Annotated in this window: 12 protein-coding genes; 9 read left to right on the top strand and 3 right to left on the bottom strand. The window is 64.0% G+C overall.

The window, feature by feature from the left end:
* Positions 1-403: 403 nt before the first annotated feature.
* From EJ076_RS17680 to EJ076_RS17655, 7 genes are all read left to right on the top strand, one after another.
* Positions 404-4798: a VCBS domain-containing protein gene (locus EJ076_RS17680; RefSeq protein ID WP_164548673.1), complete on the top strand. Its 4395-nt coding sequence runs from the start codon at positions 404-406 to the stop codon at positions 4796-4798.
* Complete coding sequence (locus tag EJ076_RS35250; RefSeq protein WP_164548672.1) at positions 4759-5097, top strand: VCBS domain-containing protein; 339 nt, start codon at positions 4759-4761, stop codon at positions 5095-5097. Before EJ076_RS17680 ends, EJ076_RS35250 begins: the two co-directional genes overlap by 40 nt.
* Complete coding sequence (locus tag EJ076_RS17675) at positions 5058-10139, top strand: VCBS domain-containing protein (RefSeq protein ID WP_126068761.1); 5082 nt, start codon at positions 5058-5060, stop codon at positions 10137-10139. The genes EJ076_RS35250 and EJ076_RS17675 overlap by 40 nt, the downstream gene beginning before the upstream one ends.
* A gap of 63 nt (positions 10140-10202) precedes the next feature.
* A complete protein-coding gene (locus tag EJ076_RS17670) occupies positions 10203-11897 on the top strand; it encodes a type I secretion system permease/ATPase (RefSeq protein WP_126068760.1) in 1695 nt (564 codons plus the stop codon).
* A 19-nt stretch (positions 11898-11916) separates the two neighbouring features.
* Positions 11917-13254 carry an HlyD family type I secretion periplasmic adaptor subunit gene (locus EJ076_RS17665; RefSeq protein WP_126068759.1) on the top strand — a complete coding sequence of 446 codons (1338 nt, stop codon included), beginning with the start codon at positions 11917-11919 and terminating at the stop codon, positions 13252-13254.
* 234 nt (positions 13255-13488) lie between these two features.
* On the top strand, positions 13489-14121 hold the full coding sequence (locus EJ076_RS17660; RefSeq protein WP_126068758.1) for a hypothetical protein: 633 nt from the start codon (positions 13489-13491) through the stop codon (positions 14119-14121).
* A gap of 109 nt (positions 14122-14230) precedes the next feature.
* On the top strand, positions 14231-15916 hold the full coding sequence (locus EJ076_RS17655) for a hypothetical protein (protein WP_126068757.1): 1686 nt from the start codon (positions 14231-14233) through the stop codon (positions 15914-15916).
* A gap of 23 nt (positions 15917-15939) precedes the next feature.
* On the opposite strand, the gene EJ076_RS17650 is transcribed toward EJ076_RS17655, so the two are convergent.
* Positions 15940-16626 (bottom strand): D-lyxose/D-mannose family sugar isomerase, encoded by a 687-nt coding sequence (locus EJ076_RS17650; RefSeq protein WP_109672468.1) that lies wholly within the window; start codon positions 16624-16626, stop codon positions 15940-15942.
* A 191-nt stretch (positions 16627-16817) separates the two neighbouring features.
* Here EJ076_RS17650 and EJ076_RS17645 point away from each other — a divergent pair, with 191 nt between their 5' ends.
* Positions 16818-17876, top strand: coding sequence for a D-TA family PLP-dependent enzyme (locus EJ076_RS17645; RefSeq protein ID WP_164548859.1), 1059 nt, complete (start codon positions 16818-16820; stop codon positions 17874-17876).
* A 145-nt stretch (positions 17877-18021) separates the two neighbouring features.
* Positions 18022-18312, top strand: a complete 291-nt coding sequence (locus EJ076_RS17640; protein WP_109672448.1) for a hypothetical protein — start codon at positions 18022-18024, stop codon at positions 18310-18312.
* Between the two features lie 57 nt (positions 18313-18369).
* Here EJ076_RS17640 and EJ076_RS17635 read toward each other — a convergent pair whose 3' ends face one another.
* Positions 18370-19128 carry a heme ABC transporter permease gene (locus EJ076_RS17635; RefSeq protein WP_126068755.1) on the bottom strand — a complete coding sequence of 253 codons (759 nt, stop codon included), beginning with the start codon at positions 19126-19128 and terminating at the stop codon, positions 18370-18372.
* Positions 19129-19232: 104 nt separating this feature from the next.
* Positions 19233-21014 carry a glucan ABC transporter ATP-binding protein/ permease gene (locus EJ076_RS17630; protein WP_126068754.1) on the bottom strand — a complete coding sequence of 594 codons (1782 nt, stop codon included), beginning with the start codon at positions 21012-21014 and terminating at the stop codon, positions 19233-19235.
* Positions 21015-21162 lie beyond the last annotated feature (148 nt).

The raw sequence follows: 21162 nt of genomic DNA, 5'->3' as shown, positions 1-21162 counted from the left end.
TAGGACCGTTGCGGATACTTTGACTTTCACTTCGACTATTAACTGTTCCGTCAAGTTGGCCATTGACGCTCCCCCTCCGGTAGGGTTAAGAATCCCCTAATATAAGGGCTTTCTAAAACTCGTGATCGGTAACCAACGAGTTGAGACGTTGCAGTCGGGGTAGGAACAAGCAGCGCGGCGACCAAAGTCGTCGCTGCCATCATCATCGAGCCACCATCCATCCGTGAACAGCCAGCTCAAGCCGGTTGTTCGCAATGCGGTGGCCTGTCTGGATGGCACTGAGAATTGATGCCTCCCCGAATTCGCACACCGATCGCGCGGCTATTCTTCGGCTGGAAGCAGCCGGCCGTTCAGTACTGTCGATAAACAGATGGGGCATCTGTTCTTAAACAAGGGGTTGAAAATGGCTACTCAAGTCACCGGTGCCGGCGGCACCACGACGTCTTTCTCCAACACGCCGCAGGCGAAGGATGATGTTTTCACCTATTCGGAAGACGTCACGGGCATCCTATCCCTGAATGTTTTGGCGAACGATCTGGGCGGAGCGGCCAAACAACTCTACTCCATCGACAACGCAGACAGCTTGTCGACCGCAACCAAGACATATGCCCCGGCAGATCTGCTCGCGCGTGACACGACATATTCTACCGATAGTTCGGGAGCCGCCGGGAGCACCGACACAAGCCTGTTGGGAGCCAAGATCTGGATGGCCAGCGATGGCACGATCCACTACGACACGGCGAGTATCGCTGCGCAGCTACAGGCACTTTCCGCGGGTCAGGTTCTCGTCGACAAGGTGACCTACGCCATTCAGCTCGGCAATGGCACGTTGAGCTGGGCCACGGCCACCGTTCAGTTCACCGGCACCAACGACAAACCCGATATCCATCTGGTGACGAGCGACAGTGCGGCGGCCTCTCTGATCGAGACCAACTCGGCTCTGACGAAAAGCGGCACGCTGACTGTGAACGACGCTGATGTCTCCGACACGGTAACCGCAAGTGTCGCCTCAGTGTCGCTCACCGGCACCACGGGCGGGCTGAACAGCACCGCCGTGCTCGGCATGCTGACGGTCTCGCCGACCTCATTGACGGCCAACCCGGGCGAAACCAACAATCTGGGCTGGACCTTCAACTCGGCACCACAGGCCTTCGACTTCCTCGCCCAAGGCGAGACACTGACACTGACCTATACAATCAAGGCCGACGATGGACACCTCGGCGGCACCGACACGCAGACGGTGACGATCACCATCACTGGCACCAACGACACGCCGGACATCACCGTTGGCGCTGGCGATAGCGCGGCCGCCTCGTTGAACGAGACCAACGCGCCCTTGACGGTGAACGGTACCCTGACGGTGACCGATGCCGATGTCTCCGACACGGTGACCGCGAGCGTGACTTCGGTGTCGCTCGGCGGCACTACGGGCGGGCTGAACGGCGCCGCCGTCATCGGCATGCTGACGGTCTCGCCCGCCTCGCTTGCGGCCAATCCGACCGACACCCACAATTTGAACTGGTCGTTTAGCTCGGCACCGCAGGCCTTCGACTTCCTCGCCCAGGGCGAAACCCTGACGCTCACCTATTCGATCAAGGCCGACGACGGCCACACCGGCATCGACACGCAGACGGTGACCATCACCGTCACCGGCACCAACGACGCCCCGGTCGCGGTCGCCGACATCAACTCCGGCCTCGAGGACACCACCATCACAGGCACCGTCGCCACCAACGACAGCGATGTCGATGACGGTGCCGTGCTCAGCTATGCCCTCAATGCGCCGGTCGCCGGCCTGACCCTGAACACCAACGGCAGCTACAGCCTCGACGCCGGCAATGCCGCCTACCAGCACCTGGCGGCCGGCGCCACCACCGATGTCGTGGCCAACTACACCGTCACCGACGAGCATGGCGCCACCTCCAGCGCCTCGCTGACCATCACCGTCACCGGCGTCAACGACGCCCCGGTCGCGGTCGCCGACATCAACTCCGGCCTCGAGGACACCACCATCACAGGCACCGTCGCCACCAACGACAGCGATGTCGATGACGGTGCCGTGCTCAGCTATGCCCTCAATGCGCCGGTCGCCGGCCTGACCCTGAACACCAACGGCAGCTACAGCCTCGACGCCGGCAATGCCGCCTACCAGCACCTGGCGGCCGGCGCCACCACCGATGTCGTGGCCAACTACACCGTCACCGACGAGCATGGCGCCACCTCCAGCGCCTCGCTGACCATCACCGTCACCGGCGTCAACGACGCCCCGGTCGCGGTCGCCGACATCAACTCCGGCCTCGAGGACACCACCATCACAGGAACCGTCGCCACCAACGACAGCGATGTCGATGACGGTGCCGTGCTCAGCTATGCCCTCAATGCGCCGGTCGCCGGCCTGACCCTGAACACCAACGGCAGCTACAGCCTCGACGCCGGCAATGCCGCCTACCAGCACCTGGCGGCCGGCGCCACCACCGATGTCGTGGCCAACTACACCGTCACCGACGAGCATGGCGCCACCTCCAGCGCCTCGCTGACCATCACCGTCACCGGCGTCAACGACGCCCCGGTCGCGGTCGCCGACATCAACTCCGGCCTCGAGGACACCACCATCACAGGAACCGTCGCCACCAACGACAGCGATGTCGATGACGGCGCCGTGCTCAGCTATGCCCTCAATGCGCCGGTCGCCGGCCTGACCCTGAACACCAATGGCGGCTACAGCCTCGACGCCGGCAATGCCGCCTACCAGCACCTGGCGGCCGGCGCCACCACCGATGTCGTGGCCAACTACACCGTCACCGACGAGCATGGCGCCACCTCCAGCGCCTCGCTGACCATCACCGTCACCGGCGTCAACGACGCCCCGGTCGCGGTCGCCGACATCAACTCCGGCCTCGAGGACACCACCATCACAGGAACCGTCGCCACCAACGACAGCGATGTCGATGACGGTGCCGTGCTCAGCTATGCCCTCAATGCGCCGGTCGCCGGCCTGACCCTGAACACCAACGGCAGCTACAGCCTCGACGCCGGCAATGCCGCCTACCAGCACCTGGCGGCCGGCGCCACCACCGATGTCGTGGCCAACTACACCGTCACCGACGAGCATGGCGCCACCTCCAGCGCCTCGCTGACCATCACCGTCACCGGCGTCAACGACGCCCCGGTCGCGGTCGCCGACATCAACTCCGGCCTCGAGGACACCACCATCACAGGAACCGTCGCCACCAACGACAGCGATGTCGATGACGGTGCCGTGCTCAGCTATGCCCTCAATGCGCCGGTCGCCGGCCTGACCCTGAACACCAACGGCAGCTACAGCCTCGACGCCGGCAATGCCGCCTACCAGCACCTGGCGGCCGGCGCCACCACCGATGTCGTGGCCAACTACACCGTCACCGACGAGCATGGCGCCACCTCCAGCGCCTCGCTGACCATCACCGTCACCGGCGTCAACGACGCCCCGGTCGCGGTCGCCGACATCAACTCCGGCCTCGAGGACACCACCATCACAGGAACCGTCGCCACCAACGACAGCGATGTCGATGACGGTGCCGTGCTCAGCTATGCCCTCAATGCGCCGGTCGCCGGCCTGACCCTGAACACCAACGGCAGCTACAGCCTCGACGCCGGCAATGCCGCCTACCAGCACCTGGCGGCCGGCGCCACCACCGATGTCGTGGCCAACTACACCGTCACCGACGAGCATGGCGCCACCTCCAGCGCCTCGCTGACCATCACCGTCACCGGCGTCAACGACGCCCCGGTCGCGGTCGCCGACATCAACTCCGGCCTCGAGGACACCACCATCACAGGAACCGTCGCCACCAACGACAGCGATGTCGATGACGGTGCCGTGCTCAGCTATGCCCTCAATGCGCCGGTCGCCGGCCTGACCCTGAACACCAACGGCAGCTACAGCCTCGACGCCGGCAATGCCGCCTACCAGCACCTGGCGGCCGGCGCCACCACCGATGTCGTGGCCAACTACACCGTCACCGACGAGCATGGCGCCACCTCCAGCGCCTCGCTGACCATCACCGTCACCGGCGTCAACGACGCCCCGGTCGCGGTCGCCGACATCAACTCCGGCCTCGAGGACACCACCATCACAGGAACCGTCGCCACCAACGACAGCGATGTCGATGACGGTGCCGTGCTCAGCTATGCCCTCAATGCGCCGGTCGCCGGCCTGACCCTGAACACCAACGGCAGCTACAGCCTCGACGCCGGCAATGCCGCCTACCAGCACCTGGCGGCCGGCGCCACCACCGATGTCGTGGCCAACTACACCGTCACCGACGAGCATGGCGCCACCTCCAGCGCCTCGCTGACCATCACCGTCACCGGCGTCAACGACGCCCCGGTCGCGGTCGCCGACATCAACTCCGGCCTCGAGGACACCACCATCACAGGAACCGTCGCCACCAACGACAGCGATGTCGATGACGGTGCCGTGCTCAGCTATGCCCTCAATGCGCCGGTCGCCGGCCTGACCCTGAACACCAACGGCAGCTACAGCCTCGACGCCGGCAATGCCGCCTACCAGCACCTGGCGGCCGGCGCCACCACCGATGTCGTGGCCAACTACACCGTCACCGACGAGCATGGCGCCACCTCCAGCGCCTCGCTGACCATCACCGTCACCGGCGTCAACGACGCCCCGGTCGCGGTCGCCGACATCAACTCCGGCCTCGAGGACACCACCATCACAGGAACCGTCGCCACCAACGACAGCGATGTCGATGACGGGCCGTGCTCAGCTATGCCCTCAATGCGCCGGTCGCCGGCCTGACCCTGAACACCAACGGCGGCTACAGCCTCGACGCCGGCAATGCCGCCTACCAGCACCTGGCGGCCGGCGCCACCACCGATGTCGTGGCCAACTACACCGTCACCGACGAGCATGGCGCCACCTCCAGCGCCTCGCTGACCATCACCGTCACCGGCGTCAACGACGCCCCGGTCGCGGTCGCCGACATCAACTCCGGCCTCGAGGACACCACCATCACAGGACCGTCGCCACCAACGACAGCGATGTCGATGACGGTGCCGTGCTCAGCTATGCCCTCAATGCGCCGGTCGCCGGCCTGACCCTGAACACCAATGGCGGCTACAGCCTCGACGCCGGCAATGCCGCCTACCAGCACCTGGCGGCCGGCGCCACCACCGATGTCGTGGCCAACTACACCGTCACCGACGAGCATGGCGCCACCTCCAGCGCCTCGCTGACCATCACCGTCACCGGCGTCAACGACGCCCCGGTCGCGGTCGCCGACATCAACTCCGGCCTCGAGGACACCACCATCACAGGAACCGTCGCCACCAACGACAGCGATGTCGATGACGGTGCCGTGCTCAGCTATGCCCTCAATGCGCCGGTCGCCGGCCTGACCCTGAACACCAACGGCAGCTACAGCCTCGACGCCGGCAATGCCGCCTACCAGCACCTGGCGGCCGGCGCCACCACCGATGTCGTGGCCAACTACACCGTCACCGACGAGCATGGCGCCACCTCCAGCGCCTCGCTGACCATCACCGTCACCGGCGTCAACGACGCCCCGGTCGCGGTCGCCGACATCAACTCCGGCCTCGAGGACACCACCATCACAGGAACCGTCGCCACCAACGACAGCGATGTCGATGACGGTGCCGTGCTCAGCTATGCCCTCAATGCGCCGGTCGCCGGCCTGACCCTGAACACCAACGGCAGCTACAGCCTCGACGCCGGCAATGCCGCCTACCAGCACCTGGCGGCCGGCGCCACCACCGATGTCGTGGCCAACTACACCGTCACCGACGAGCATGGCGCCACCTCCAGCGCCTCGCTGACCATCACCGTCACCGGCGTCAACGACGCCCCGGTCGCGGTCGCCGACATCAACTCCGGCCTCGAGGACACCACCATCACAGGAACCGTCGCCACCAACGACAGCGATGTCGATGACGGTGCCGTGCTCAGCTATGCCCTCAATGCGCCGGTCGCCGGCCTGACCCTGAACACCAACGGCAGCTACAGCCTCGACGCCGGCAATGCCGCCTACCAGCACCTGGCGGCCGGCGCCACCACCGATGTCGTGGCCAACTACACCGTCACCGACGAGCATGGCGCCACCTCCAGCGCCTCGCTGACCATCACCGTCACCGGCGTCAACGACGCCCCGGTCGCGGTCGCCGACATCAACTCCGGCCTCGAGGACACCACCATCACAGGAACCGTCGCCACCAACGACAGCGATGTCGATGACGGTGCCGTGCTCAGCTATGCCCTCAATGCGCCGGTCGCCGGCCTGACCCTGAACACCAACGGCAGCTACAGCCTCGACGCCGGCAATGCCGCCTACCAGCACCTGGCGGCCGGCGCCACCACCGATGTCGTGGCCAACTACACCGTCACCGACGAGCATGGCGCCACCTCCAGCGCCTCGCTGACCATCACCGTCACCGGCGTCAACGACGCCCCGGTCGCGGTCGCCGACATCAACTCCGGCCTCGAGGACACCACCATCACAGGAACCGTCGCCACCAACGACAGCGATGTCGATGACGGTGCCGTGCTCAGCTATGCCCTCAATGCGCCGGTCGCCGGCCTGACCCTGAACACCAACGGCAGCTACAGCCTCGACGCCGGCAATGCCGCCTACCAGCACCTGGCGGCCGGCGCCACCACCGATGTCGTGGCCAACTACACCGTCACCGACGAGCATGGCGCCACCTCCAGCGCCTCGCTGACCATCACCGTCACCGGCGTCAATGACGCCCCGGTCGCGGCAAATGACACCAGCGCCAGCGCGGGTGCGATTGCCGCAACCGAGAAGGGTGGCACGCTGAACGGATCCGGCGGCACCAATGGTTCCGGCAACGTGCTGACCAACGACAGCGATGTCGACAGCGCCACCCTGACCGTCAGCGCGATCCGCACCGGTGGCGTCGAAGGCTCAGGCACTGGCGGTTCGCTGGGTGTCGGCCTGGTCGGCGCGCACGGCACGCTCACCATCGCCGCCAACGGCAGCTACACCTATGTGGTCAACGAGAACGACTTGACGGTGCAAGCCCTCAACACCGGCGGCTCCACCACCGATACGTTCAACTACACGGTCAGCGACGGCAGCCTGACCGACACGGCAGTACTCACCGTTACCATCAATGGTGCAAATGACGCGCCTGTCGGTGCAAATGACACCAGCGCCAGCGCGGGTGCGATTGCCGCAACCGAGAAGAGCGGCACGCTGAACGGATCCGGCGGCAACAATGGCTCCGGCAACGTGCTGACCAACGACAGCGATGTCGACAGCGCCGGCCTGACGGTGAGCGCGATCCGCACCGGTGGCGTCGAAGGCTCAGGCACGGGCGGTTCGCTGGGTGTCGGCCTGGTTGGCGCGCACGGCACGCTCACCATCGCCGCCGACGGCAGCTATACCTACGTGGTCAACGAGAACGACTTGACGGTGCAAGCCCTCAACACCGGCGGCTCCACCACCGACACGTTCAACTACACGGTCAGCGACGGCAGCCTGACCGATACAGCAGTACTCACCGTTACCATCAATGGCGCCAACGATGCTGCGGTGCTCTCCTCCGCCTCGGTGAATCTGACCGAGACCAATGCTGCCGCCAACATCTCGACCTCGGGCACTCTCACCGTCTCGGACGTCGACAGCGCGGCGACCTTCGTCGCCCAGGCGGCCAATGTTGGAACCTATGGCACGTTTGCCATCAACGCAGCCGGTGCCTGGACCTACACGGCGTCTTCTGCGCACAACGAGTTCGTCGCCGGCACCACCTACACTGACACCTTCAACGTGGCCAGCGCCGACGGCACCACCACCTCGGTGACGATCAACATCGCGGGCACGAACGACGCCCCGGCCATAGATCTCAACAGCGGGACGGCCGGAACATCTACAAGCCTGAGCTACACGGCCGGGTCCGCCGCCGCTACCATCGCCCCTTCGGCGACGATAACGGATATCGACTCCGCCAACTTCGGCGGCGGCTCGCTCACTGTCGGGTTCACGGCAAACGGCGCGGCCACGGACCAGCTTACGATTCAGAACCAAGCCCCCGGCGCCGGCCAGATCACTGTCAGCGGCAATAATGTGAGCTATGGTGGCACACTCATAGGTACCTTCAGCGGCGGCACGAACGGGTCGAACCTAGTCGTGACGTTCAACGCCAATGCCACCGCAGCGGCCGCGCAGGCCCTTGCCGATCACATCCTCTATGCAAACGCAACCAGCGGAACCATCGCAAAGACCGTGACCTATACACTGGTGGACGGCGATGGCACGGCCAACGGCGGCACCGACACGGGCTCGGCGACCGCAACGATCAATGTGACGGGCGGCGATACAACGGCGCCGACGGTCGTCATTTCGCACGACAACAACGGCGCCAAGCAGACGATCACCTTCACCTTTAGTGAGGCCGTCTCGGGCTTCGACATCAATGACATCGCGCTGGTAGGAGCAACCGCGACGGCCGGGACCTTCGTACATGTCGGCATCGATGGCACCGGACACGACATCTACACCTTGGACGTCACGAAGCCGGTCGGCGGTGGCGCGCATACCGTGCAAGTCGTGTCCAGTGGCACCGGAACGTCGTCCTGGACCGACATAGCTGGCAATCCCGGGGTCGGCACGCCGGCATTCAGCCTGCCCGCCGGCACCTCCGGCGAGCCCATCAATCTCGCCTTGACCGACCCTTCACATGAAGGCGCGCTCATCACCGTCACGGTGAAGGACGTGCCTTCGGGCTGGACCATCGACGGCGCAACCCATAACGCCGACGGAAGCTGGACGACACAGACCAACGACCTGCACGGGCTGACCGTGACCACACCGGTCGAATTCACCGGCGCCGCGGTGCTCGACGTGCAACTGACCTGGACCAATGCCGACGGCACGACGGGCAGCGCGTCGATCGCCGACAATGTCGAGGCGTACGCTCCGGGTTCGCCGATCTTCGCCTGGTCGGGCGACGACGTGCTGACCGGCTCCAGCGGCAACGACCTCTTCGTCTTCTCGCAGCCGATCGGTGCCGATACGGTGCATAATTTCGACGCCGCGGCCGACCAGATCGACCTTATCGGCTACAACGGATTGGCAGACTTTGCCGACCTGCAGACTCATATAGCCGACGATGCCAACGGCAACGCGGTGATTGCGCTCGGCGACGGGCAGTCGATCACGCTGGACGGCGTCCACTCGGGCGCCCTGACGGCAAGCAATTTCGTCTTCGACCAGACGCCGGTGGTCAACAATCCAGGCACCATGACGATCGGCGACGGCGCCTTGCTGCCGCTGAGCGGCACGATCAACAATACGGGCCTTATCTCGCTGGACTCGACGGGCAGCGAAACGCTGCTGCAAATCATCCAGCATGGCGTGACGCTGCAGGGCGGCGGACAGATCCTGCTGTCCGACAGTGCCGCCAACGTGATCTCCGGCACGGGGCCGGACGTCACTCTGGTCAATGTCGACAACACGATATCCGGTGCTGGCCAGTTGGGCGGCGGGATGCTGAGCCTCGACAACCAGGGCACCATCATCGCCACCGGTTCGAATGCGCTGGTCATCGACACAGGGGGCAGCGTCGTCACCAACTCCGGAACATTGGAGGCGACCGGGTCAGGTGGCCTGACGGTCACCGGCGGGCTGGCGAATTCCGGCATGCTGTTGGCCAATGGCGGCGACATCGTCATCCACGGCCAGGTTACCGGCGATGGCGATGCCACGATCGGCAATCTGTCGAAGATCGAATTCGGCGGCGCCTCGTCGACGGACGTCACCTTCGCGCACGATGCGGCCGGCACGCTGCAGCTCGACGATTCCTTCGATTTCAGCGGGCACATCGGCGGCATCACCAATGACGACAGGCTGGAGCTAGAGGACATCCTGTTCGGTGCGGGCACGACGGCCGTCTACCAGGCAAACCAGGATGGCAGCGGCGGAACGCTGACTATTTCGGACGGCACCCACGGTACCGCGCTGCATCTGGTCGGCTCCTATGATGCGAACGGCTTCAAGCTTGCCGATGATGGCCAAGGTCATACCGCCGTCTCGTACAATCCGGCGGAGTTCACGCTGACGGGCGTCGGCAATGGAGCAATTTCAAGCGACTTCGTGGTGTGAACCAAAGGGCCGCCGTCAGCGGCGGCCCACCTGGCCTGACGAGTTTTGAGTGGGGTTCTGGAAGTGGATAGCAAATCGCGAATTGTGAAGGATGCGCTTCGGGCCTGCCGCCGCTATTTCCTGGTCGCGGCGGCATTCAGCCTGGCTATCAATCTGCTCTACCTCGCGTCCCCACTGTATATGCTGCAGATCTACGACCGGGTCGTCACCAGCGGCAGCGAAACCACGCTGGTGATGCTGACCCTGGTGTTGCTGGCGGCTTTCCTTTCGCTGGCCGGCCTCGACCTGGTGCGCGCCTCCATCCTGACGCGTGCCAGCGCGCGGCTCGACCGGCTGCTCTCGGCAAAAGTCCTCGCCGCGTCGGTCGAGACGCCATCGCCGGGCTCCTCGCAAAGCCAGCCGATCCGCGATTTCGACACGTTCAGGCAGGTGATCACCGGCAGCGGCATCCATGCCCTGTTCGACCTGCCATGGTCGCCCATCTACATCGGCATCATCTTCCTGCTGCATCCGTGGCTCGGCTTCTTCGCACTGGGCTGCTCGCTGCTCTTGATCGCCATGGCCGTGCTCAACGAGAATCTCGTGCGTTCGCCGCTGAAGCAGGCCAACGACCTGGCGACGACCAACTATAATTTTACCGAGATGAGCCTCAGAAACTCGGAAGTCGTTCGCGCCATGGGGATGATCGACGGTCTCATCCGCCGCTGGGGGCGCGACCGCAATCTGGCGCTGCGGCGCCAGGCGGAGGCAAGCGATCGCGCCGCCTTGATGTCCGGCCTGATCCGTTTCCTGCGGCTCACCATGCAGTCGCTGATCCTCGGCCTCGGCGCCTATCTGGTGATCGAGCGGCAGATCACCGGCGGCACCATGTTCGCGGCCAGCCTCTTGCTGGGCCGGGGGCTACAGCCGGTCGAGCAGATCGTCGGCCTTTGGCGCAGCCTGATCCTGGGGCGGGCTGCATTGGCAAGGGTCGAAAAGCTGCTGGACGGGGGCGCGCGGAACGAAAGATCGTTCAACCTGCCCAAGCCCACCGGCAAGATCTCGGTCGAGCAGGTCAGCTTTGCAATTGCCAGCCAGCAGAAGGTGCTTCTCCGGGACGTATCGTTCCGGCTGGAAGCAGGCGAGACGCTCGGAATCGTCGGCCCTTCGGGCGCCGGCAAGTCGACGCTGGCGCGTCATCTCGCGGGCGTCATGCAACCCAGCCGCGGCACCGTCAGGCTGGACGGGGCCGACCTGTCGCAATGGGGGCACGACGCGCTCGGCGACCACATCGGCTACCTGCCGCAGGATATCGAACTCTTCTCCGACACGGTCGCCGCCAACATCGGCCGCTTCAAGACCAATGTCGACCAGGAGGTGATCGAGGCCGCGCGGCTCGCCGGCGTGCACGAGATGATCATCCGCCTGCCGCAGGGCTATGAGACCCAGATCGGCGAAGGCGGCGCAGTGCTGTCAGGAGGATATCGGCAACGGATCGCTCTTGCCCGTGCGGTGTTCGGAACGCCGAACCTGATCATTCTCGACGAGCCGAGCTCCAATCTCGACGCCGATGGCGACCGCGCGCTGAGCGACTGCGCGATCGAACTCAAGCGCCGCGGCAGCACGGTGATCATCGTCTCGCACCGGCCCTCTACCTTGGCGAATGTCGACAAGATCCTTCTGTTGCGCGATGGCGCGGTCGAGGCCTTCGGCATGAGAAACGAGATCGTGGCGCTGCTCAACCAGCGCGCGGCTCCAATGGCGGTGGCAACCCAATGAGCTGTGGCCGGAGAGATCGATGAGCGACGGCGCCCTCACCTACCGGAGCCTGCCAGGCGAAACCGGTATCCTGGCCCCGGATTCGATCCGGGTGCCGGCCTATATCGGCCTGCTGATCATCGTCGCCTTCTTCGGCGTCTTCGGTGGCTGGGCAGCCTTTGCTCCGCTGAACGGCGCCGTACTCGCCGACGCCATCGTCAAGGTGGAAGGCAATCGCAAGAGCGTACAGCACTTCGACGGCGGAACGGTGAAGGAGATCCGCGTCAAGGATGGCGACGTCGTCAGGAAGGGCGACATAATGCTGAAGCTGGACGACACCAGGATCAGGTCCGAGTTCAATCTCTATGCCCAGCAATACGCTCTGCTGCGTGCAACCGATGCCAGGATCCGGGCCGAACTGGACGGCAGCAAGGCTGTTGCCTTCCCGAAGGACATCCTGAAGGAGCACGAGGCCTACCTCAGGGATGCGATGGCAAACCAGATCGCCGACCTGGAGAGCCAGCGCGCCTCGATGGCCGGCGCCAGGCAGATCCTCGAGCGGCGGATTGCCGAGCTCGAGGAGCAGATTCAGGGCAAGCAGGCTCGGGTCGAATCCTACCAGGCCCAGATGCAATCGACGATCGACGAGAAGGCCAGCCTGTCAAAGCTGCTCAAGGCCGGATTGACGACCCGCCCACGCATCCTGGAGCTGGAAAGATCCGCCTCGGATCTGCAGGGCCTGATCGACGAGAACCTCGGCGCCATAGCCGGCAGCAAACAGAGCAAAGCCGAACTCGAGGGCCAGATCGCGCAATTGACATATGAGCGCCGGGCCAAGCTGTCGGCCATGCTGATCGATACGCAATCGAGCCTTGCCGACCTCGTGCCCAAGATGTTTGCCGCCCAGGCTGCAATGGACCGAGCCGAAGTGCGCGCGCCCTATGACGGCCAGGTGATGGATCTCAGCGTCTTCTCGATCGGCGCGATCGTTTCGCCAGGCCAGACCATCCTCGACATCGTGCCGACCGAGAATTCGCTGATCGTCCAGGCGCAGGTTCGCGTCGAGGACATATCAAACCTGCGACCCGACATGGCAGCCGAAGTTCGTTTCACATCATACAAGCAGCGCTCGATACCCATAATCCACGGACGCGTCACCCGCATTTCGGCGGATCGCATTACCGACAGCAAGACCGGGTTTCCCTACTATCTTGCCGATGTAGCGGTCGATCCGGTGGAATTGGCTGCAGCCCCACAGATCGCGCTTTATCCGGGCATGCCGGCGTCGGTCATGATCGTTACCGAGGAACGCACCGCACTCGACTATATCCTGGGCCCGCTGGTCGTGTCGTTCCACTCCGCGTTTCGCCAGAAGTAACGAGCCTCGCGCCGTCCAGCGGCCGGGTGATGAACTTCAGCCACTCGTCCACGGGCCTTACGCTCCCTCCAAGGCTATCGTCTGCGGTGAGCGTGCCACCGCCTTGCATATCTATGGCAACCCGCGCATCAGTTTGGGCTGATTGAGGCAGGCGAGATTCCCAGAGCAAATTGGTGGCCGCCCGTGCGTGCCAACGGCTAAGCTTCGTGAAAGATTCCTGCACGAGGCCGCGTAATGCCCAGTGATAGCCAGTACATTCTCGAAAGCATCAGCCAAGGCTGCGTGGCGCTCACCGACGACGAGTTCTTCATCGACAGGCTGGTGAAGTATTTCGGCAACGGGAGGATCCGATGGCACGTCGAATTCCGTGGGCATCGCGTCGAGCTAACGACAGGCCAGCTTAAGAAGCAGCCTACCTTCCGCAGGAAGATACTCGAACAGGCCGGTGTGCTGCCGCCCCAGCGTGCCGGGACCGCCTACAGGCGATGGGCACTCGATCTGAGGAAGAATGCCGTCGAGCTTCCTTGGCGGGATAGGCCGGTCGATGCCGGTTTCGCCATCGACAGGCTCACCAGCCATGGAGATGGGCGCTGGACGGTTGAATACCAGGGCAAGGCAATCAAATTCACGACGACCAAACTCCGCAGGCAGGTTAGTTTCCGCAAACGCATGCTGGCCAAGGCCAAGGTGCTGCCGCCACAGCTGGACCCGGTTGCCTATCGGAAGTGGATGGACTGGCTCATTCAAAATGCCACCGAGGCTGCCCCGCAGGCCGGCGATGCCCTGATGACGGAAAAAAGTTGGCTGGACGACCTGCCTGAGCTGGCTGGCTGGCAAGATGAAACACCGCCCGAAGAGACCAGCTAAGGGCGGCACGCGTTGCGTTTGCCATGCCTGGAGATTTCGTCACACACTGATGACGAAGGAATCTGACCAGAGCCTGCCTCGTTGGCGATCAGAATTGAAATGAGACTTCATGGACCGCTTCGACCTCGGCGCCTACCGTCGCTCCATCTCCACCCGCTCAACCGAAACCCAGCGCTGGTTCGATATCGGGCTGAACTGGTGCTACGGCTTCAACCATGAGGAAGGCATCAAGTGCTTTGAGAAGGCGCTGGAGACGGATCCTGATTGCGCCTTTGTGCATTGGGGCATCGCCTATGCCGCCGGCCCCTTTTACAATCTGACCTGGAAAGAGCATGGCGAGGCCGAAGCCAACAGCGCGACAAAGCGCTGCTTCGAGCATGTCCGGCTGGCGCGCGCCAATGCGGCTTCCGCCAGCGAGATCGAGAGGCGGTTGATCGAGGCGCTGGCCGCCCGCTTTCAGAAGCCGCGCCGGGTGAGCCCCGAAGAATTCGAGCAGTGGGATGATGCCTACGCCGCCGAGATGCGGCGGCTCTACGCCAGCTTCCCCGACGATCATGATGTGATGGCGCTGCTAGTCGAGGCGCTGATGATGCGCACCGTGCGACGGCTGTGGAACCTCAAGACCGGCGCGCCGGCGCCGAATTCCGATGTGGTCGAGGCGCTCGACGTTTGCGAGCGGTCAATCCGGCTTGCCGACGAGGGTGGCGCCGCACAACATCCGGCGATCGTCCACCTGCACATCCATCTCCTGGAAATGTCCACCATGCCAGAGCGCGGCATGCGCTCGGCGGATCTGCTGGGCGCAATGTGCCCCGATGCCGGGCACATGAACCACATGCCGGGGCATATCTATGTGCTGTGCGGCGAATACGAAAAGGCGAAGCTTGCCAGCGAGAAGGCGATTCGCGCCAACGACCTCTATCTCGCCTATGCGGACGAGCCGACCTACTACCTGCTCGGCTGCTGCCACGATCTGCATCTGATGATGTTCACCTGCATGTTGTCAGGCCAGTACAGGCCGGCGCTGTGGGCCGCCGACAAGGTGCGCAGCCTGGTCGCGCGCGACGTGGTCGCCATCCAGGACCGGCCCAAGCTCACCCAGACGGTGGAAGGCTACCACGCGATGAAATCGCATGTGCAGGTGCGCTTCGGTCGCTGGCAGGAGATCATCGACGAGCCTGAAACAGAGGAGTCGGGGCTCTATGTGCTGACCGCGGCCATGCAGCACTACGCGAAGGGTGTCGCGCATGCGACGCTCGGGCATTTCACCGAGGCCGAGCGAGCGCGCGAAAAATTCCATCGGCATCTGGAAGGCATTGCGCCCGAGCGGCGTTTCCTCAGCAACCCGACGCGCGCTTCTCTGGCTGTCGGGGCTGCCCTGCTCGACGGCGAGCTTGCCTATCACCAGGGCCGGCATGACGACGCCTACGGCCATCTGCGGCAAGCGGTCGAGCTCGACGACAATCTGTCCTACACCGAGCCATGGGCGTGGATGCATCCGCCACGCCATGCGCTGGCAGCTCTGCTTCTTGACCAGGGCCACTGTGCAGAAGCCGAACAGGTCTATCGCGATGATATCGGCCTGAGCGGCAAGGTGCAGCGCTGCGCCCAGCATCCGAACAATGTCTGGGCGCTGCACGGGCTAGTGGAATGCCTGAAACGACGCGGCGAGAGCGAAGAACTGCCGGCGTTGCAGGCAAGACTCGCCACGGCGTTGGCGAGAGCAGATGTGCCGATCAGCTCGTCCTGCCTCTGCAGGACGAGTGTGCAATCAGCCCCAAGCTGCTGTCATTGAGGCTGGCTGCCCGGCGCGTTGCCTCAGCCCAGCCACTTCTCATAGTCGGACACCAGCAGGTGCACGGGGGCAACGTCCTCGTCGATGTTGGAAAAACGGCCGATCGGTTCGCGAAAGACATTGTCGGTGAGATCGTCATTGACGGTCGACACCTCGCCGATCAGCACATCCTTGCCCTCGGCCCAGAAGGCATGCCAGACGCCGGGCAAAAGCGTGACGCTCTGGCCCGGGTCGAGCTTCAACAGCCCGCCCGCCGGCAGCCTGTGGATGGTTCCGTCGACCGGCACCGATACCTCGGCCTTGGGATCGATGCCGCCGTCGCGATCGTGCATGAACAGTTCCAGCACCAGCTTGCCGCCACCACGGTTGATGATGTCCTCGGCCTTGATGTTGTGGCGGTGCATCGGCGACAGCTGGTCCTTGCGCGAGATCATGATCTTCTCGGCATAGAGCATGCCCATGCCCTTCTTCATGTCCTCGTAGCGGCCGTTGCGCACGGTGAACAGGAACAGGCCGAGTTCCTTGAACTTCTCCTGGCCGTAGTCGGTGATGTCCCAGCCGAGCCGGGAGGTAAACACGGCCGCGGAGTCGGTCTGGCGCGCCTTCGCCTCCTCGGGCGACCAGTAGGCGAAGGGCGGCATGATGTAGCCGAACGAGCGGATGAAAGCGTCGGCTTCGCGGATGATGTCGTTGATGGCGGAGCGTTTCATGATCATGGTCCTTCGTGCCGATTTGTCTGGCAAATCGCATAGCCGAACGTCGATGCGGTGTCGATCCGTCTTGCCGCTCCGCCCGGCCTTGCTCCTTCAGCGCATGGACAACAGATCCGCTGCGCTGGCCGCGTGACATCGCGCCCGTTCGAGGCCATAACCCCTGCGGATTTTCTATGGGATAACAGATGATGCCGACCGTCCACGACCTTGATACGCCATCGATCCTGATCGACGCCGCGCGCGCCGAAGCCAACATTGCCCGCGCCCAGGCCCATGCCGACAAGAACGGGCTGAAACTGCGGCCGCATATCAAGACGCACAAACTGCCCTACTGGGCGAATAAACAGGTCGCGGCCGGTGCCGTCGGTATCACCTGCCAGAAGATCGGCGAGGCCGAGGTGATGGCCGACGCCGGGCTGACCGACATTTTTCTCCCTTACAACATCCTTGGGCGCGCCAAGCTGGAGCGGCTTCTGGCGCTACACCGCCGTGTGACACTGTCGGTTACGGCTGACAGCAGAGAAACACTCGAAGGATTGGCCGCCATTTTCACCGATGCCGGTCATCGTCTGCCGGTACTGGTCGAATGCGACACCGGCATGGGCCGCTGCGGCGTGCAGACGGCTGACGAAGCAGTTGCGCTGGCAAGACAGATCGACAAGGCCGGTGGCCTCGCCTTCGGCGGGCTGATGACCTACCCGGCCGCCGGTCGCGCGGCGGAGGCCGAGGCGTGGCTGGCTGACGCCAAGCAGGCGCTGGCCGCGTCGGGCCTCGCCTGCGAACGCATCTCAAGTGGCGGCACGCCGGATATGTGGCGCTCGAGCGAGGCATCGGTGGTCACGGAGTACCGCCCCGGCACCTACATCTATCTCGACCGCTATCAGGTCGCCAAAGGCGTCGGCACTCTCGACGACTGCGCACTGACGGTGCTGTCGACGGTGGTCAGCCATCCCACAGCGACGCGTGCCATTCTGGATGCCGGCAGCAAGGCGCTGTCCAGCGACACGCTTGGGCTCGCCGATTTCGGCGAGTTGCTCGGCGTTGCGGGCGCGCGGGTGACCGGCTTGAGCGAGGAGCACGGCACCGTCACGCTTTCGGACCAGGCCAAGCTGCGCATCGGCGAACGCGTCCGCGTCGTGCCCGACCATTGCTGCGTCGTCACCAACCTGTTCGACCTGGTGCATCTGATCTCAGGTGAAAAGGTGCTGGAAACGCTGCCGGTGGCTGCACGCGGCCGCACCGGCTGACGCGAACATCCAAACCCGTGTCCAGGGCATGGTGCATGGTCGACCCTGTCTAAGGTCCTGCTTGTCCCCGGTGTTCCCTTACGTCAATCTGGCTTCAGCAAGCCGGCCATTGGATGGTTTGCGGCTTGCTCGGGAGGAAAACAGAATGGCTTACGCAATCACGCACTATTTTCCTGGCGGCACGAAGGAACAATACGAGGCGTCAATCGCTGCTGTGCATCCAGCAGGCGGAAAAAGCCTGCCAAAAGGCCAACTCTTCCATGTTGCCGGCCCGTCGGCCGGTGGCTGGTCAATTGTTGCGGTTCACGAATCCAAGAAGAGTTGGGAGCAATTCCGGGACGATATCCTGATGCCTCAAATGAAAACGGGCATCAAGGGTGGGTTCACCTCGCCGCCTCAGGAGACCACGTTCGAGGTTCACAATCTGCAGAAATGACAAGCTGTTCAGAGACGATGAACGCTTGATCTGTTGGTGCACCGGCGCAATGGCGCCTTAGATCCGCTCGGCCTGCCTGGCGGCGACGCGACGCATGGCAATGACCCGGCGGCGGCGGATTTCGGTGCGCATTGCCATCAGGTGCAGCGCAAAGAACAGCACGGTGAAGCCGATCGCCATCACCAGCAGCGGCCACAGCAGGCTGGGATCGATGGTCGAGCCGCCCATGCGGAACACCGAAGCCGGCTGATGCAGCGTGTTCCACCAGTCGACCGAGAATTTGATGATCGGGATGTTGATGAAACCGACCAGCGTGATGATGGCGGCGGCCCAGGCGGCGCGGCTGGCATCATCGAGCGCGCGGGTCAGCGCGATGATGCCGAGATACATCAGGAACAGCACGAAGACCGAGGTCAGCCGCGCATCCCAGACCCACCAGGTGCCCCACATCGGCTTGCCCCAGATCGAGCCGGTGATCAGCGCCAGCGCGGTGAAGACAGCGCCGATGGGTGCGGCGGATTTCAGCGCGACATCGGCCAGCGGATGCCGCCAGACCAGCGTTCCAAGTGCGGAAACCGCCATCAGCGTGTAGCACATCATGGCCAGCCAGGCGAAAGGCACGTGGATGTACATGATGCGCACGGTGATGCCTTGCTGGAAATCCTCAGGCGCGGCGAAGCTCATATAGAGCCCGACGGCGAGGATGAGTGCGGCGATGGACGCCAGCCACGGCACGAGCCTGTCGGCCAGCCCGACGAAGCGCGTCGGGTTGGCGAGATCCATCCAGCCGGTCAGGCGTGAAGTCGTGTCGCTCATACGGCTCTACATAGACCGCCGGTGCGTTTGGGGCAATCGAGCGGTGATGTCGCAGGCCAGCCTTGCCTTCTCCCCCAGGGGGAGAAGGCAGAGAGACGCCAAGATCAGGCGGCCGCTTCCTGCTGTTGCTGCACGGTGCGGCTGAGGCGGCGAACCTCCTCGTCGTTGAGCAGACCGCCGGCGCGCAGCAGGCTGGCAAAGCGGCCGTTGCGCAGCGACAGTTCGGCAAAGCCGCCCATTTCGACCACCCTGCCCTTGTCCATGAACACGACCAGATCGGCGTCGCGGACGGTGGTCAGGCGGTGGGCGATGATGAAGGTGGTGCGGTCGCGCCGCAATTCGTCGATCGCATCCTTGACGCGGTCCTCGGTCTCGACGTCGAGCGCGCTGGTCGCCTCGTCGAGCACCAGGATCGGGGCATCCTTCAGCACGGCGCGGGCAATGGCGATGCGCTGACGCTCGCCACCCGACAGCTGGCCGCCACGTTCGCCGACCACCGTGTCGTAGCCATTGCTCTTGGACAGGATGAAGTCCTGCGCCGCGGCCGCGTTGGCAGCGGCATGGATCTCGTCATTGGTCGCATCGGCGCGGCCGACGCGGATGTTGTCCTCGATCGAGCGGTTGAGCAGGCCGGCATCCTGGAACACGGTGGCGATCGAATGACGCAGCGACTTGCGGGTCACGGTGCGTGTGTCGACGCCGTCGATCAGGATACGGCCATGGGACGGCGAGAAGACACGCTGCAGCAGATTGATGAGCGTGGTCTTGCCGGCGCCGGTCGGTCCGACGATGGCAACGGTCTGGCCGGCCTGGACTTCGAACGACACGTCGTCGATGCCCTGGCCCGAATTGGCGAATTCGAAGCCGACATTCTCGAAGCGGACATGCCCGGTGATGTTGGCGAGATCGCGCAACCCATCCGGCTCGGCTGCGTCGGCCGCGGAGTCCTCGAGCTGGTAGAAATCTTCAAGCTTGGCGCGCGCCTCGGAAATCTGGTTGGCGAAAGCCGACATCTGGTCGAGGCGAGCGATCAGCATCGTGGCAAAACCGGTGAAGGCGATGACGTCGCCGATACCCAACTGACCATGAGTCACGAGATAGGAGCCGATCGACAACACGATCAGCATCGAGATTGCCGATGACAGACGGTGCAAGGCATTGGCCAGCGCCCACCAGTCGAGCACAGGATTCTGCGCGTCGAGCAGGTTCTTGACGTAGCGGCGCAGCGTATCGGCCTCGTGGCCGAGGCGATTGTAGCTCTGCAGCACCGCAACGTTGCTGACCGAGTCGGTCACATGCTCGAACACCTTGTGGTAGTGGCGCTCGACCGCAGCCTGGCCCGCCTTGGTGCGGCGCATTACCATCCGGCCGATGCCGACATACAGCAGTCCGAGGCCAAGCAGCACCAGCGACATGCGCAGGTCCATGCTGATCGCGGTTGGGACCAGCAGTACGAGGGCGACAGCCGTGGACAGATGCTGGCGCATGAATTCAAGCCAAAGGCTGAACAGGGTTTCGACGGCGCGCAGCATCGTGTGCAACGCATTGGAGGTGCCGTGCTGATGGTGCCAGGCGAGCGGCATGGTGATCACGCGCTCGAAGGACTGGCACAGAACTTCGCTGCGCCGCGCATGGGCAAAGCGGTCAGCGCCGCGCGCCACCATGACGAAAGCAACGATGTTGAAGGCGCCGAGACCAGCCCACATCACCAGCGTGGTGAAGACAGAGCCGCGCTCGGAGATGGCGCCGATGACGCGACCGAACATAATCGGCTCGAGAAGCGCTACGATGGCGAGCGCCACGTTGGCCGAACAGATCAACGCGACGCGTTTCCTGTCCGCGGCCAGATATCCGAGTGCTCGCCAGTAGATTTGCAGAAGGGTCACCCCAGTTACTCCGCCACGCTGTTTATTGTGCACTGCATCATTTGACTCGTACCGGTTGATACGTCGCAAAACAATGGCCGTGTACCTCTTCAGTTCCCTCAGAGCGAACAAAAGATGGCGACGTTCCGAAATCTGCCGTGATCACCTA

The sequence above is a fragment of the Mesorhizobium sp. M7D.F.Ca.US.005.01.1.1 genome (genome assembly GCF_003952545.1).
Lineage (GTDB): Bacteria > Pseudomonadota > Alphaproteobacteria > Rhizobiales > Rhizobiaceae > Mesorhizobium > Mesorhizobium loti.
This window is presented reverse-complemented; position numbering and strand designations above follow the sequence as displayed.

Coding starts and splice junctions, on each gene's coding strand:
- EJ076_RS17680 (WP_164548673.1), top strand. CDS start 404: ATGGCTACTCAAGTCACCGGTGCCGGCGGCACCACGACGTCTTTCTCC.
- EJ076_RS17665 (WP_126068759.1), top strand. CDS start 11,917: ATGAGCGACGGCGCCCTCACCTACCGGAGCCTGCCAGGCGAAACCGGT.
- EJ076_RS17660 (WP_126068758.1), top strand. CDS start 13,489: ATGCCCAGTGATAGCCAGTACATTCTCGAAAGCATCAGCCAAGGCTGC.
- EJ076_RS17655 (WP_126068757.1), top strand. CDS start 14,231: ATGGACCGCTTCGACCTCGGCGCCTACCGTCGCTCCATCTCCACCCGC.
- EJ076_RS17650 (WP_109672468.1), bottom strand. CDS start 16,626: ATGAAACGCTCCGCCATCAACGACATCATCCGCGAAGCCGACGCTTTC.
- EJ076_RS17645 (WP_164548859.1), top strand. CDS start 16,818: ATGCCGACCGTCCACGACCTTGATACGCCATCGATCCTGATCGACGCC.
- EJ076_RS17640 (WP_109672448.1), top strand. CDS start 18,022: ATGGCTTACGCAATCACGCACTATTTTCCTGGCGGCACGAAGGAACAA.
- EJ076_RS17635 (WP_126068755.1), bottom strand. CDS start 19,128: ATGAGCGACACGACTTCACGCCTGACCGGCTGGATGGATCTCGCCAAC.